This is a genomic window from Paenibacillus phytorum, from assembly GCF_013141715.1.
Lineage (GTDB): Bacteria > Bacillota > Bacilli > Paenibacillales > NBRC-103111 > Paenibacillus_E > Paenibacillus_E phytorum.
Map to the genome: position 1 here is coordinate 1 of NZ_WHOA01000089.1, position 14658 is coordinate 14658.

The 14658-nt window shown below is 46.3% G+C and carries 12 protein-coding genes; 8 read left to right on the forward strand and 4 right to left on the reverse strand.

From position 1 onward, the window contains the following. Nucleotides 1-224 precede the first annotated feature (224 nt). The 3 genes from GC098_RS11600 to GC098_RS11610 all read left to right on the forward strand — a co-directional run bounded on the left by GC098_RS11600 (nt 225) and on the right by GC098_RS11610 (nt 4405). The gene (locus tag GC098_RS11600) at nt 225-1118 is read left to right on the forward strand and encodes a LysR family transcriptional regulator (RefSeq protein WP_047674339.1); all 894 of its coding nucleotides are present in this window, start codon (nt 225-227) and stop codon (nt 1116-1118) included. Nucleotides 1119-1139: 21 nt separating this feature from the next. Continuing rightward, complete coding sequence (locus GC098_RS11605; protein WP_171643329.1) at nt 1140-2108, forward strand: helix-turn-helix transcriptional regulator; 969 nt, start codon at nt 1140-1142, stop codon at nt 2106-2108. 1424 nt (nt 2109-3532) lie between these two features. After that, on the forward strand, nt 3533-4405 hold the full coding sequence (locus GC098_RS11610) for an SDR family NAD(P)-dependent oxidoreductase (protein WP_171643330.1): 873 nt from the start codon (nt 3533-3535) through the stop codon (nt 4403-4405). Between the two features lie 16 nt (nt 4406-4421). Here the strand turns inward: GC098_RS11610 and GC098_RS11615 are convergent, their stop codons facing one another. Next, nucleotides 4422-4862, reverse strand: coding sequence for an SgcJ/EcaC family oxidoreductase (locus GC098_RS11615; RefSeq protein ID WP_246358562.1), 441 nt, complete (start codon nt 4860-4862; stop codon nt 4422-4424). A gap of 246 nt (nt 4863-5108) precedes the next feature. On the opposite strand from GC098_RS11615, the gene GC098_RS11620 reads away from it, so the two are divergent. Next, a complete protein-coding gene (locus GC098_RS11620; RefSeq protein ID WP_171643331.1) occupies nt 5109-5600 on the forward strand; it encodes a cysteine dioxygenase in 492 nt (163 codons plus the stop codon). A gap of 51 nt (nt 5601-5651) precedes the next feature. On the opposite strand, the gene GC098_RS11625 is transcribed toward GC098_RS11620, so the two are convergent. The 3 genes from GC098_RS11625 to GC098_RS11635 all read right to left on the reverse strand — a co-directional run bounded on the left by GC098_RS11625 (nt 5652) and on the right by GC098_RS11635 (nt 8811). Next, nucleotides 5652-7034, reverse strand: a complete 1383-nt coding sequence (locus tag GC098_RS11625) for a glycine--tRNA ligase (protein ID WP_171643332.1) — start codon at nt 7032-7034, stop codon at nt 5652-5654. 369 nt (nt 7035-7403) lie between these two features. Further along, entirely contained in the window at nt 7404-8204 is an 801-nt protein-coding gene (locus tag GC098_RS11630) for a carbon-nitrogen family hydrolase (protein WP_246358563.1), read from the reverse strand. 79 nt (nt 8205-8283) lie between these two features. Beyond that, a complete protein-coding gene (locus tag GC098_RS11635) occupies nt 8284-8811 on the reverse strand; it encodes a DUF1572 family protein (protein ID WP_171643333.1) in 528 nt (175 codons plus the stop codon). A gap of 154 nt (nt 8812-8965) precedes the next feature. On the opposite strand from GC098_RS11635, the gene GC098_RS11640 reads away from it, so the two are divergent. The 4 genes from GC098_RS11640 to GC098_RS11655 all read left to right on the forward strand — a co-directional run bounded on the left by GC098_RS11640 (nt 8966) and on the right by GC098_RS11655 (nt 14648). Continuing rightward, the gene (locus tag GC098_RS11640) at nt 8966-10168 is read left to right on the forward strand and encodes a pyridoxal phosphate-dependent aminotransferase (protein ID WP_312880067.1); all 1203 of its coding nucleotides are present in this window, start codon (nt 8966-8968) and stop codon (nt 10166-10168) included. Between the two features lie 386 nt (nt 10169-10554). After that, nucleotides 10555-11655 carry a glutamate 5-kinase gene (gene proB, locus GC098_RS11645; RefSeq protein WP_171643334.1) on the forward strand — a complete coding sequence of 367 codons (1101 nt, stop codon included), beginning with the start codon at nt 10555-10557 and terminating at the stop codon, nt 11653-11655. 25 nt (nt 11656-11680) lie between these two features. Next, nucleotides 11681-13408: a proline--tRNA ligase gene (locus GC098_RS11650; protein ID WP_171643335.1), complete on the forward strand. Its 1728-nt coding sequence runs from the start codon at nt 11681-11683 to the stop codon at nt 13406-13408. Further along, the gene (locus tag GC098_RS11655; RefSeq protein WP_171643336.1) at nt 13401-14648 is read left to right on the forward strand and encodes a glutamate-5-semialdehyde dehydrogenase; all 1248 of its coding nucleotides are present in this window, start codon (nt 13401-13403) and stop codon (nt 14646-14648) included. Before GC098_RS11650 ends, GC098_RS11655 begins: the two co-directional genes overlap by 8 nt. Nucleotides 14649-14658 lie beyond the last annotated feature (10 nt).

Sequence of the window (14658 nt, forward strand, 5' to 3'; positions counted from 1 at the left end):
ATTAGATAATCCAATACTTTAATTTATAAAGCAGTTTGTGGATTTTGTCCGCAGACTGCTTTTGCTTGTTCCACTAAACACGGTTGCTCATCAATTGAGTTGAGTGTCCTCGATCGGAGTTTCCTTATATCAAAGCTTAAAATCTGGTATATTATCTTTATGCTTTATAGGTTGTACCAATAAAACAAGCTATGATTATTACATATGAGGAGATGTGCCTTACGATGGAATTACGTCAACTTCAATATGCGATTCAAATCGCGATCGAACGCAATTTCTCGCGCGCCGCGGAGAAACTTCATATTGCCCAGCCTTCCCTAAGCCAGCAGCTATCCAAGCTAGAGAAAGAAATCGGCGTCCTTCTTTTCCAGCGAAGCACCAATTCCGTTGAACTTACTCACGCTGGTTCTCTTTTTGTTGAAAAATCACAAAAAATCCTCGACATGGTCGAGCAGCTTAAGAAGGAAATGGAAGACATTTCACAAATGAAAAAGGGGCGCCTTGTTGTAGGCAGCATGCCAATTACGGGTTCAACGATCCTGCCTTTTGTAGTTCCCGTCTTCCAAGCTGCTTATCCGGATATTGAAATTACACTCGTTGAAGAGACCTCCTCTAACTTAGAAACACTTACAATGAATGGACAAACGGATATTTCACTGCTCTCATTGCCTTTGAGAGAGGATTCTCTCGTTTACGAGACTTTGCTGGAGGAAGAAATCGTCCTCGCGGTACCTCCACTGCATCGATTAGCAGCAAGTAAAGAACCTATTCGAATCGAACAATTAGAGAAGGAAGCTTTCATCGCTTTGAAAAAAGGGCAAGGATTTCGCAAGCTAACACTTGAACTATGCCAAAAAGCAGGTATTACCCCCAATATTGTCTTCGAGTCCAGTAATATGGAAACGGTTCAGTCCCTCGTCGCTGCAGGCATGGGAATCGGTTTCGTCCCATATTTAATTTCAAAAAGAAGCTTCAGTGAATTATCACCCATTCACCTCACCCTTGAAGGCAGACCTACTCGCACACTCGTTATTGCCTATCGTAAAGGCAGGTACATTTCTAAAGCTGCCGAGGCTTTCGTTTCCACAATGAAAGAGGTTATGCGAACAATCGGTTAGTACAAGGGGGTATAACCTGCAATGAACAAAACTCAACGGTTAATTCAGTTGATGATGGCGGTAAACGAACGTATGCAGTTCACGACGAAAGAGATGGCCGATGAATTCGGCGTCTCCGAACGCACGATGCACCGCGATTTACAGGAGCTGAGCGAGCTGGGTATGCCGCTGTATACCGAATTTGGCCCACATGGGGGATATCGCTTATTAAATAAGCGGATGCTCCCTCCGATTCTGTTTTCCGAACAAGAGGCTGTTGCGATGTTCTTCGCCTTTCAGTCGCTCCAGTATTATGGAGCGCTCCCTTTTGCAGCAGAATCGACTTCGGCTCTAAATAAGTTCTATCACTATCTCCCAACGGATACGAAGGTGAGAATCGATGCCCTTAAAGATCGAGTATCCTTTTGGACGCCTACGCGAACTCATGATTCCCCCTTCTTGGAACAGTTATTGGAAGCTTCTATTGATGAAACGCCTTTACGCATAACCTACGCGTCCAAGGATGGAACTACGGAAAGAGTCGTGCAGCCAATTGGTATTTACGCGTCCAATGGTTACTGGTATTTCCCTTCCTATTGCTTTCAAAAAGATGGATTTCTTTTATTTCGCGCTGATCGTATACGTAGCTTGGAACGAGCCGAAATCGAACATCCGAGCAAAAGTTTCAAACACTACACTCTTGGTGACTGGCTATTAGCAGGTCAAGAGCGTGAGGCAGGCCCCATGACAATGAAGCTCCGGGTGAAGCTGACTCCAGCTGGTGTTAGAACTTATGAACGAAGTAATGGAGTGGATGATAGCGTGGAACTTTATGACGATGGCTCTGGATTATTAGTGACAGACATGCATCGAAGTAATTTAACGTACTTTTCGAAGTATTTTCTCAGTTTGGGTGGGGACGCCCTAGTTGAAGAGCCCTTGGAGATGGTGAATTGGATTCGGGATCAAATACGTTTGATGCAGCATGCATACGGCAATGAATTGACTTGAAGTGTGGATTCAATGTAACCGTTGTGATGGTGGGCACTTTACTTTCAGATGCAGATAGTGCATCTATTTTACACTATTTCGGCGAAATCGAGAGAATATATGCAAAAAGTGCATCAAAATGAACGAATATATCGAAATTCCCGCGAATTCTATTGAAGTAACGGGAGGTTATCCATCTATATGTATTGAAAAGCGTCAAACGGAGCAATTAGCAGGAAGTTTTCCCTTTAATCAAACCTAACTAGTACAAAAGGAGCCAATTCATACCTGATAACCCTTTCTCCGTTACCGCGAAAAACGTATCATAGCTCCCACAAAAGTAATCGGAATACATTTCGAAGCTTATCTTCACATTGTGGGGGAAAATTAGGGATCAGCAGGCTTTTAGGCACAGGCATTCAAATCGATCATCTGATGAAAGATCAGGAATTTATTGAGTAGTTGGGCTAAATGACTGAGATTAGATAAACTCCGAGTATGTTGTCAATTGGATATCCTCCAGCGTTTGATGTACTATCATGCTGAAAATAAACCACCAACCCTACTTTTTAAATGGTGAGTGAATGTTTCAAATTAAAGGTAATTCCTCCAGATAATTTGACGTCGGCATCGTGAGCAATGCATCTAACTGGAAAACCTCCCTCTAAATCAGCGATAATTTCTGAATTTACTGAGATTCGATTGAATTAACGGGAGATATTCCATCTATAAGGATTGAAAAGCGGTCAAACGGAGCAATTAGCAGGAGGTTTTCCCGTTAATCAAACCTAACTAACGTACAAGGTGCCAATTCAAACTTGACAACCCATCTTCCGTTACCGCGAAAAAAGTATCATAGCTCCCACAAAGTAATCGGAGTACATTTCGAAGCTTATCTGCACTATGTGCGGGAGAATTAGGGAGAAGCAGGCATTTTATGTATAGGCATATAAAGAGATCATCTGATGAAAGATCAGGAAATTCTTGAGTAGTTGGGCTTAATGACTGAGATTAGATAAACTCCGAGTGTGTTGCCAATTGGATATCCTCCAGCATTTGATGTACTATCATGCTGAAAATAAACCACCAACCCTACTTTTTAAACGGTGAGTGTTCAGAGAAACGGACATATTAGTTGTACAAAATGCATCTGTTCTGCAAAAACCGATCATTCCTCCATTTTTTGATGTACTTTTTACATCTCTTATTTTGAATCTTCTACATGCCTTCTTCATCCCTTCTCACTTTAAACCATCTTCCCCTTAAGTTGAGCAATAGATCTTTCCAGCGCCGCCGAATACTATGACAAGAATTGTCATGGATTTGATGTAACATTAAAACTGAGCAAACGAATCGAATGATGCTGCCAGTTTTTCTGATGAAAAACTCTAAGCTCATGCTTATGATGCCAGTTCTCTGGCAAAAAACTCTAAGGAGGCACAACGATGCAAACAAAAAACCTACAAGGACGGATTGCCTTGGTTACTGGTTCCAGTCGAGGCGGCGGCCGCGGCATTGCGTTAGCACTTGGGGAAGCTGGGGCGACAGTCTACGTGACTGGACGCAGCACGAGAGCGAAGTCCACGAGAACAGATCTCACGGGTACAATTGAAGATACCGCTGAAGCCGTTTCGCAGCGCGGTGGATTAGGAATCGCCGTTCGTTGTGACCATACCATCGACGCTGATGTCAAAGCTTTATACGAACGCATTAAACAAGAACAAGGAACACTTGATATTGTGGTCAATAATGCTTGGGGCGGTTACGAGGATTATGATGATGTCGATTTCTCCGTTCCCTTTTGGGAGCAGCCGATGACGCGTTGGGACAAAATGTTCGAGGCAGGACTGCGTGCTCAGATGGTTTCAAGCCGGTATGCGATGTCTACCTTTTTCCTCGAACAAAATCGTGGTTTTCTGATAAACACAGGTGTCTACTCCGACTTTGGCGGCGACTACCCTATCAATGTTTTTTATGACACGGTGAAACGAGCAGTTGCGAATATGACACGCGCCATGTCTCAAAATCTGAAAGCAAACCATATCGATGTAACCGCGCTTACATTAGCACCTGGCTGGATGCGCACGGAAGCAGTTTATAAGCATTATGGCTTAGAACCAGGTGATCCCGATTTCATGAAAGTCGAAGCACTTCATACGACGGAATCTGTGGAATATATCGGTCGCGCAGTTGTCGCTTTGGCATCCGATCCTCATGTAAGTCAAAGGGCAGGTCAGCTTCTCGAAGTAGGAACCCTAGCGGAACAGTATGGCTTTACGGATATCGATGGCAGACAATTGCCGCCGTTCCGGGTTTAGACCATTTCGAACACGATTACTTCATAAACCATTTTTGAATAAAATTCGGCGGTTGGATGCGGCAGTTGTGAAAAGCTGCAATTTTCCAATCGCCTTTTTCTTTGACAAGCACATTTGTATTGATGGAATCTCTGTTCTTTGGCGCTTTTTTCTGCCATCTGAGTTTAACAGCTCCAACACAATGAGCAATAGCCATGTCGGAAGTTAGAAATCGGATAAGAACTGAACCTCCTTCCATCATTGACGAACCTCTTAACACACCATCAAACAGCTTCTGATGAATTTCAGCAATTTCTCGTCGCCCCTTGATATGCTGTCCGTTGAAGGTCACATAGTCCGCATCTTCTGTAAAACATTGGCCGAACGCTTGCCCATTATGCTCATTCCAAGCTTTGCCAAGAGCCTCGAAAATGGCGAGTATTGCTTTCTTGTCTTGTTCTTTAACATCCACCATCATTAGCCTCATCCTCTCTTTATAACGTCACTCCACACTACAAATTTTGACATATCAGCCTCTTAAAGAAATCGCACTAGAGTAGGAAATAATCCCAGTCCACAGACTGATTACAGACCAAATTGATTAAAATTCCACAGATCCCTCTAACCCTTTGAACTCCACAAGCATATGATATATAAATAAAACTTATCCATTCCCCAATAATAAATGATAAAAAGATAGCATTAGCCCAGGAGGCGGAAAACCATGACATTATTAAGAGCAATTGAGCAGACATTCTGTAAATTGCAAGAACCATCATTAGAACAGCTGAAAGCAGCCCTACAATCCTTAGACAACTTACTTCATGAGGTGCCTGTTTATAAAACAGAACCCAAACATTTACCCTATGGTCGAAATGTCGTTTATAGCACGAAAGATCTAGAAGTTATTGTGATTCACATACCTGCTTCAGAGGCAACGGCGATTCATAACCATGGCTCGTCCATCGGCTCCGCTTGTTTAGTTAAGGGAACGCTAGTTAATACCAAGTACCGTTTGGACTCAGAAGGCTATCCCGTCGCCCAAACAGATGACTATATTGGGTCAGGTGAATATTTCGAAGCTCCTTGCGAGCAAATTCATCAGTTAAGCAACCCTTTCCACGAGCCTGCTGTTTCCATCCATGTATACAGCCCGCCTCTCCATGGAGTAACACGCTACGTACCTTACAGCGAAATCTTGGATTATGTTATCTAAAAAAAGCCCCCTGTCATCACGTCAATCGACGTTCTCACAGGGGGCTTAATATTAAAATTGAAGTGAATTCTCAATGAATGCTTTTAATTCGGAAATTGGCATCCTTGTTTGTTCCATAGTATCACGGTCACGCACCGTTACTTGACCATCTGTCTCGGACTCAAAGTCGTATGTGATACAGAATGGTGTACCGATTTCATCGTGACGGCGGTATCTTTTACCAATAGAACCTGTATCATCATAATCAACCATGAAATGCTTCGCAAGATCCGCAAATACAGCCTGCGCGCCTTCATTCAACTTTTTGGAAAGCGGGAAAACAGCTGCTTTAATCGGTGCCAGTGCAGGATGGAAGTGCAGCACCGTACGACTGTCGTCACCTTCCAGCTTTTGCTCTTCGAAAGCATCGATCAGAAGCGCTAACGTAACGCGGTCTGCGCCAAGAGAAGGCTCAATGCAGTAAGGAATGTAACGCTCGTTTGTTTCTGGATCAATATAGTTGAAGTCCGCACCTGAGTGCTCCATGTGCTGTTTCAAGTCAAAATCTGTACGATCCGCGATACCCCATAGCTCGCCCCAACCGAACGGGAATTTGTACTCGATATCCGTCGTCGCATTGCTGTAATGGGACAACTCATCGTCGTTGTGATCGCGAAGGCGAAGGTTATCTGCTTTGGCACCTAGAGACAACAGCCAGTTATGGCAGAAGCTTCTCCAGTACTCGAACCATTTCATGTCCTCACCGGGCTTACAGAAAAACTCAAGCTCCATTTGTTCGAATTCACGTGTACGGAACGTAAAGTTACCTGGCGTGATTTCGTTACGGAAGCTTTTGCCGACTTGGCCGATACCGAATGGCAGCTTTTTGCGCATCGTGCGTTGAACGTTTTTGAAGTTGACGAAAATCCCTTGTGCTGTCTCAGGACGTAAGTAAACCACGTTGGTGCTAGCTTCTGTTACACCTTGGAATGTTTTGAACATCAGGTTGAACTGACGAATGTCTGTGAAATCCTTGCTGCCGCAATCCGGACACACGATGTTATGCTCTACGATTAGCTTCATCATATCGTCAAACGTCATGCCATCAACGATGATTTCGATATCTTTCTCAGCCAGTTTATTTTCAATCAATTTATCTGCGCGGTGACGAGCTTTACAGCTTTTGCAATCGATCATTGGATCGTTGAAATTACCTACGTGGCCGGATGCTACCCAAGCTTGCGGGTTCATCAGAATTGCCGCATCAAGACCCACGTTATAAGGGGATTCTTGAATGAATTTTTTCCACCAAGCACGCTTGATGTTGTTTTTCAACTCGACACCAAGCGGACCGTAATCCCAAGTGTTAGCTAAACCGCCATACACTTCTGAACCTGGGAATACAAAACCTCTGTGCTTCGCTAATGCTACAACTTGATCCATAGTAACGCTCATTGTTCATTCGCTCCTTCAGCTTCTCGTTTATAGGTCAATGACCTTTGACGACCGTTTGGATATGAGCAGACGCAAAAAAAGCTCAACATCCAAAGGCATCAAATAATGCCTAGGGACGAGAGCCTTACGCACCCGCGGTTCCACCCTAGTTGATACACCCATAAAGCAGCGTATCCCCTTTATCGTATTGGCTCCGGATAGCCTTTTCCTTGAGCTTCAATCTGGGCTTTCACCGTCCCCAGCTCGCTGAACTTGAAGTTGTTCAAGTACTATTCATCCTTCACAGCCACAATTGATCATTCAATTGGCTTTAGTTTACAGAAAAACCGACAAAAAATCAAATAGGTGCAGGTACATTTTTTATTTAGACTAATACAAATGTGGACGGCGGTCTTCAAAGACCGGAATTTTAGCGCGAACACGTACAACTTCCGTCAGGTCAATGGTTGCATGCAAAATCGCTTCGCTCTCATCGCCTTCCACCAGCACTTCACCCCAAGGATCAATAACCATCGAGTGCCCAAAGAAATTCGTCGTTCCACTAGTCCCAACACGATTACAAGAAACAACATACATCTGATTCTCAATGGCTCTGGCCATGAGCAGCGTACGCCAGTGGTGCAAACGTGGGTGCGGCCATTCCGCTGGTACGAATAAAATCCTTGCCCCATCCAGCGCTAATTTGCGAGCAAGCTCAGGGAAACGAATGTCATAGCAAATCATCGCGCCAGCCGGAACGCCTTCAAGCTCAAATCGGCCAAGCTGATCGCCGCTATGTAGAAACTTCTCCTCGTCCATAAGACGGAACAAGTGGATTTTGGAATACTCAGCTGTTTCCGCCCCTTCGCGATCAAAGGCATAAATCGTGTTCAGAACACGATCGTCTCTTTTATCAGCAATTGAACCGCCGATGATATTGACACGATGGGTCCGGGCAAAGTCACTCAAAAAGGCTTTCGTCCTAACACCGTTAGGATCAGCCAACTGCTGAATCTCCGTCAAGGCGTAACCTGTATTCCACATCTCGGGAAATACGATCACATCAGGCTTTTGATCTCCACTCACCGCTTGATGTAGAAGCTTCTCCAATTGAGCAAAGTTCGTATCGGGTTCACCGATTTGAATATCCATTTGAATAAGTGCAATGTGTAGTAATTGTGATTCGGACATACTAGGATGACTCCTTTCGGGCGGCAGATTACCAATATCTCTTTATAGTAGTCTAATTTAAGTTTGAACTCAATGGAACTCAAGATGGTTTGAACGCTTTGGACTGTCCTCTTGCTATACTTAAAGTCTCCCAATGATGATTTGCCCAATGTTTACTAAGCAGAACGATTTGCCCTACATGGTAGCCATAATGAGACACTTGGCGCTGAATGGCTTGCAGTACAGAATGCCCTTCGCCTCGAATTTGAACGGTCCTAAGAACATCATCCGGCGTGAGTGCGTGCAGTGTATCAAACAGAACCTTCCAGCCTTCCTCCCAAAAGGAAATAAGCTCATCCCGCGTGTATTGACTGCTTTCAAATTCATCGTCACGCTGCCGTGTTTCCTTTTCCCCATCCGTTGTTAAAAAATCTGTCCACCGTGACAACATGTTACCGTGCATGTGCTTGATCAACAATTCTAACGAATTCGACTCCTCATCTAACGTTAGATAAAAATGAGCATCTTCCGTTTGTGCGAAAGCTTTATCCGCCAGCTTCTTCATATTTTCAAATGCACGTATGGATTCCTGCAAAAAAACTTGAGCCACTAGTGTGTTGTCCGACATGGTCTTCAGCACCTTTCCTTAACTTATGAACTAACTTTATGATATTGGCCGCTTGATGTAAAATCGATTATTTTCATCACTATGAAAAAAAGATTAATCATGTTACATTAAGGTTATTAATTAAAATCCCGACCTCCGGAGTGTGAATTAAAACGTGACTAAAGTATCCCCTACAACAAGCCCTTTTACGATACAGCCAGCTGAACGTATGAATGGACTTCCAACTCAATTTTTTGCAACACTCGTACGCAAAGCAAATGAGCAAATTGCTGCGGGTCATGACGTCATTAATCTCGGCCAAGGGAATCCAGACCGCCCTACGCCTCCGCATATCGTGTCATCCATACAAGAAGCGGCTGCTAATCCGTTGTATCATAAGTATCCGCCCTTCAGCGGATTTCCATTTCTGAAACAAGCCATTGCTCAAAGGTATAAGGAGGATCACAACGTAGATCTTGATCCTGAAACGGAAGTTGCGATTCTTTTTGGCGGTAAAACAGGACTAATCGAGATAGCTCAATGCTTGCTTAATCCTGGAGATGTATGTCTGGTTCCTGATCCTGGCTACCCGGATTACTGGTCCGGGGTTGCTCTTGCAGGCGCCGAAATGGCATTCATGCCCTTGCGAGAAGAAAACAACTTTCTACCTGACTACTCACAGCTCAAAGAATCCGATTTGAACCGCGCGAAGCTGATGTTCATTAATTATCCGAACAACCCAACAGGTGCTACGGCTCCCGCTTCCTTTTATGAAGAAACGGTCGAATTCGCGCACAAGCATGGTGTTGTCGTCGCAAGTGATTTCGCCTATGGCGCGATAGGCTTCGACGGTCAGAAGCCGGTCAGCTTCTTGCAGACACCAGGTGCCAAAGAAGTGGGTATCGAGTTCTATACCCTCTCCAAAACGTACAACATGGCTGGCTGGCGTGTAGGTTTTGCCTTAGGGAACCGAGAAGTTATCCGCCTTATTAACTTGATGCAGGATCATTACTACTGCTCGTTGTTCGGCGGTATTCAAGTGGCAGCCGCAACAGCTCTCACAGCTTCGCAAGATTGTGTTACTGAGCTGCGTGATGTTTACGAGAGCCGCCGCAATGCCCTTTATGCAGCTCTTGCCAGCATCGGCTGGCATGCACGCCCTTCACAGGGGTCTTTCTTCTCCTGGCTGCCCGTTCCCAAAGGACACACCTCACAGAGTCTTGCCGATTTGCTTTTGCAAGAAGCGAAGGTTGTCGTCGCCCCAGGCGTTGGCTTCGGAACACACGGAGAAGGTTATGTAAGGCTTGGCCTTTTATCCTCTGAAGAACGATTAGCTGAAGCCGTGCAACGAATCGGTAAGCTGAATCTATTTGGATAAGCAGAAAATATAGAGGCTGCTGCTTCTTTACAAACGCTTGTACTGCGTGCTATTCTAGATAGAACCAAAAAAGGAAGTCCTCAAAAACTTCTATATCGCAATGTTATGATGGGAATAGTAGGAACCGTTAAGCACGTAAACAGAGAGTAAGCTCCATTGACTGAGAGAGCTTGCCGTGAACCGACTCCGAACCCGCCCCTGAACAGTCAACGATGAGTTGAACAGTGCCCTGCTGTTATTTAGGGAATCTAGAGTTGGGTGCAGCCGGAATCGGTGTGCGCCAATCTAAGGTGGTACCGCGGAAGCTACAGACTTTCGTCCTTATGTTATGAGGACGGGAGTCTTTTTTGTATCTACATACATGTAAATCAAAGGATGGGATCGATATGACTCAGCGAATCGTCGTCAAAATCGGCAGCAGCTCTTTAACTTCAGATACCGGGGGCCTCAATCCGGATAAAATACGGTTTTTCGCGTCGGAGGTGGCGCAATTGAAGCAGGACGGACATCAAGTCCTACTGGTTACCTCCGGCGCAGTTGCCGCAGGCTTCACCTCCCTTGGCTACCGCACGCGGCCGAAGGTGCTGCACGAAAAGCAGGCCGCAGCCGCTGTCGGCCAAGCTCTACTCATGCAGGCGTACCACGAAGCTTTTGCGTCCCACGGCATCAGCGTGGCGCAAATTTTGCTGACTAGGTACGACTTCTCTAACCGCAAGCGCGTGCAGAACGCGCTGATGACGGTCGACGAGCTGCTGCAGCGCGGCGTCGTGCCGATCATTAACGAGAATGACACCGTCGCGGTGGATGAACTGAAATTCGGCGACAATGACACGTTGTCGGCCTTGGTAGGCAATTTGGTCAAAGCGAACAAATTGATCATCATTACGGACATGGACGGCCTGTACACGGACGATCCCCGCAAAAACGCGAACGCGCAGCGTATCGATCGCGTGGACGCCATCAGTGATGAGCTGTTCAGCTTCGCTGGAGGCTCTGGGAGCGCGGTCGGCACCGGCGGCATGCGTTCGAAGGTCGAGGCCGCCCGCATCGCGATGCGCGGGGGCGTGCCGGTGTTCATCGGGCGCGTACTCGAGCCCGGTGATTTGCCGCATGCCGTGGATGGCAGCGGCAAGGGCACTTACTTCGACACCGTTCTGAACAACCTGCCTGTGAAGAAACAATGGGTCGGCTTCCACTCGCTGCCCCAAGGGCAAATCATCGTTGACCAAGGCGCCAAAGCGGCCCTGCTCAGCGGTGGCAAGAGCTTGCTTCCTGCCGGCATCACAGGCGCTGCAGGGGACTTCCACCCCGGCGACGTCGTCGAGGTGCTCAGTATCGAAGGCGCGCTGCTAGGACGCGGCGTCGTCAATTACGCGGCTTGGCAAGTGCAAGCTGCCGCAGGCCTATCGACCGACGAGGTCCAGAAACGTGTGGAAGTTGCCCGAATCGAAGTCATTCATCGAGATGAATGGGTTCCTTTAACCTAATGAAGAAAGCGAGGCTCTCTGGGCTATGAGACAACAACGATTGCTTAACCCAACCCTTCGGGACGTTCCGGGAGATGCAGAAGCCGCCAGCCATCGACTGATGCTGCGTGCGGGATTAATACGACAGCTCTCCAGTGGTATCTACTCCTATTTACCCTTAGGTCTTAAAGCCCTGCAAAACATACAACAAATTGTCCGAGAGGAAATGGATGCAGCCGGTGCACAGGAAATGCTAATGCCAGCTCTTCACCCTTCCGAACTGTGGAAGGCCTCAGGCAGATGGGACGTCTATGGTCCTGAGCTGATGCGTTTGGAAGATCGGAACGGCCGAGAGTTTGCACTAGGAGCTACTCATGAGGAAGTTATCACGACGATCGTGAAGGACGAGATTCATTCCTACAAGAAGCTGCCTGTCACGTTATATCAGATTCAAACGAAGTATCGCGATGAACGAAGACCCCGATTCGGTCTGCTCCGCGGACGAGAGTTCCTCATGAAGGATGCCTATTCTTTCGATCGTGCGGTAAGCGGGCTAGATGTTAGCTATCAAAGTATGTATAACGCTTATGTTAAAATTTTCACACGATGCGGATTGCAGTTCCGAGCGGTTGAAGCCGATTCCGGCGCTATCGGCGGGACAGATACCCATGAATTCATGGCCCTGGCTGATGTTGGTGAAGATACAATCGTCCACTGCACCGCCTGCCAATATGCAGCGAATATTGAAAAAGCAATTGGAACGCTACCTGAACAACGAAAATCCGATACCATTTTACCAGCTTACCAACCAGTGAAAGTTCACACGCCGCAAGTGACAAGCATCAAGCAGCTAAGTCAATTTCTACAAATAGATGCCAATCAGATCATTAAATCTGTTGCTTTACAAGTAGATGGAGCGCCAGTTATTGTCCTCCTGCGAGGCGATTATGAATTAAATGAGATCAAGCTGAAGCAGGCCCTTGGGGCTGCCCAGGTCTCCATGCTTTCCGAAGATGACATAGAGAAGTTAGGATCCATTGCCGGATTTATCGGTCCAACTGGACTCCAGAATGTGAGAATCATCGCTGATTCTTCTATCAGGGGCTTGAAGAATGCTGTCGTCGGAGCCAATGAGCCCGATTTCCATCTGGTTCATGTGGAGGTCGAGCGTGATCTTGGAGCGATAACATATTATGACGTTCGCAACGTCGCCCAAGGTGAGTTATGTACCCATTGTGGGCACGAGCTCTCATTTGCGAAAGGGATAGAGCTTGGCCACGTATTTAAGCTCGGCACCAAATACAGCAGTACCCTTGGCGCAACATTCAGCGACGAGAACGGGGTTTCCGAGCCCATCATTATGGGCTGTTATGGCATTGGTGTCTCACGTGTGCTAGCTGCCATTATCGAGCAAAACTATGATGAACGAGGCATTATATGGCCTGAGTCCATTACGCCATTTTCCATTCATCTACTGACCGTTCATGTTCAGGATGAAGTCCAAATGAAATTATCCGAAGAGATTTATACTACGTTAATTAGGGCAGGCTACTCCGTCCTATGGGATGATCGGGATGAACGTCCTGGCGTTAAATTCAATGATTCGGATCTGCTCGGCTTCCCTCTGCGAATAACAGTCGGCAAGAAAGCAAATGAGCGTGTAGTAGAATGTAAAGAACGCCGAGAAGGCAGTCAATATGAACGATCTGTAGAGCATATACTTACGCATTGCCATTCCTTATTCCAAACAGGAGGTCGATCTTCCCATGAGTGAAGTCGTTCAAAAATCTAAATTAGCCAAACAAGCTGCCCAGACGATGGGTAATCTGACAACTGAACAAAAAAATGCGGCACTCCTCCTTATGGCAGATAGCCTTGTAACGGAGCAGCAGGCGATTATCGAAGCGAACGCCAAAGATTTGCAGCGAGGCAAAGAATTAGGAACAAGCGCTTCCCTACTAGACCGTTTAGCCTTAAATGAATCCCGCATCGCAGCGATTGCTGAGGGTCTGCGCCAAATAGCCGAGCTCCCAGATCCTGTTGGGGATACTTTGGAAGCATTTGAACGTCCAAACGGTCTGCGCATTCGCAAAATCCGTGTGCCCCTTGGCGTGGTCGGCATTATTTATGAAGCAAGACCTAATGTAACCGTAGATGCTGCAGGTTTGTGTCTCAAGACAGGCAATGCAGTCGTTCTGCGTGGCGGTTCTTCCGCTTTATTTTCCAATGAGAAAATCGTTGAAGTTCTGCACGGTGCATTAAGACGTTCTGCCATTCCTGCTGATGCACTTCAATTGATTCTTAGCGCAGACCGCAGTTCCGTAGATGAAATGCTGAAATTGAATGGACTCATCGATGTGCTTATTCCAAGAGGCGGGCATTCACTTATTCAAAATGTTGTCAATAACGCCTCAGTTCCTGTCATTGAAACAGGTGCGGGTGTATGTCATACTTTTATAGATGAAAGTGCACAGCTCGATATGGCCGTTCGCATCGGGATCAACGCCAAAGCTCAACGTCCTTCTGTTTGTAATAGCATGGAAACATTACTTGTGCATGAGTCTATTGCAGAAAAGCATTTAAGTGCCATTGCAGAGGCTTTCAAAGGCGCTCATGTAGCGCTCAAAGGTAACGAACGAGCTCGTGAGTTAGTTCCTAGTATGCAGGTTGCCGAAATCGAAGATTGGAAAACCGAATACGGTGACTACATTCTTAACATCAAAGTTGTGAAGGATCTCGATGAAGCCCTTGCTCATATTCGTGAATTCGGGACGATGCACTCCGAATGTATCGTGACGGAAAATGCGGCCAATGCTGAAAGATTCTTACAGGAAGTTGATGCAGCGGCTGTTTATCACAATGCTTCGACCCGCTTCACCGATGGTTTTGAATTCGGCTTCGGCGCGGAAATCGGCATCTCCACCCAAAAGCTTCACGCTCGCGGACCGATGGGTCTACCAGCATTAACTTCAACCAAATACCGCGTTTATGGAAGCGGACAAATACGCGAATAACGATTCTAAA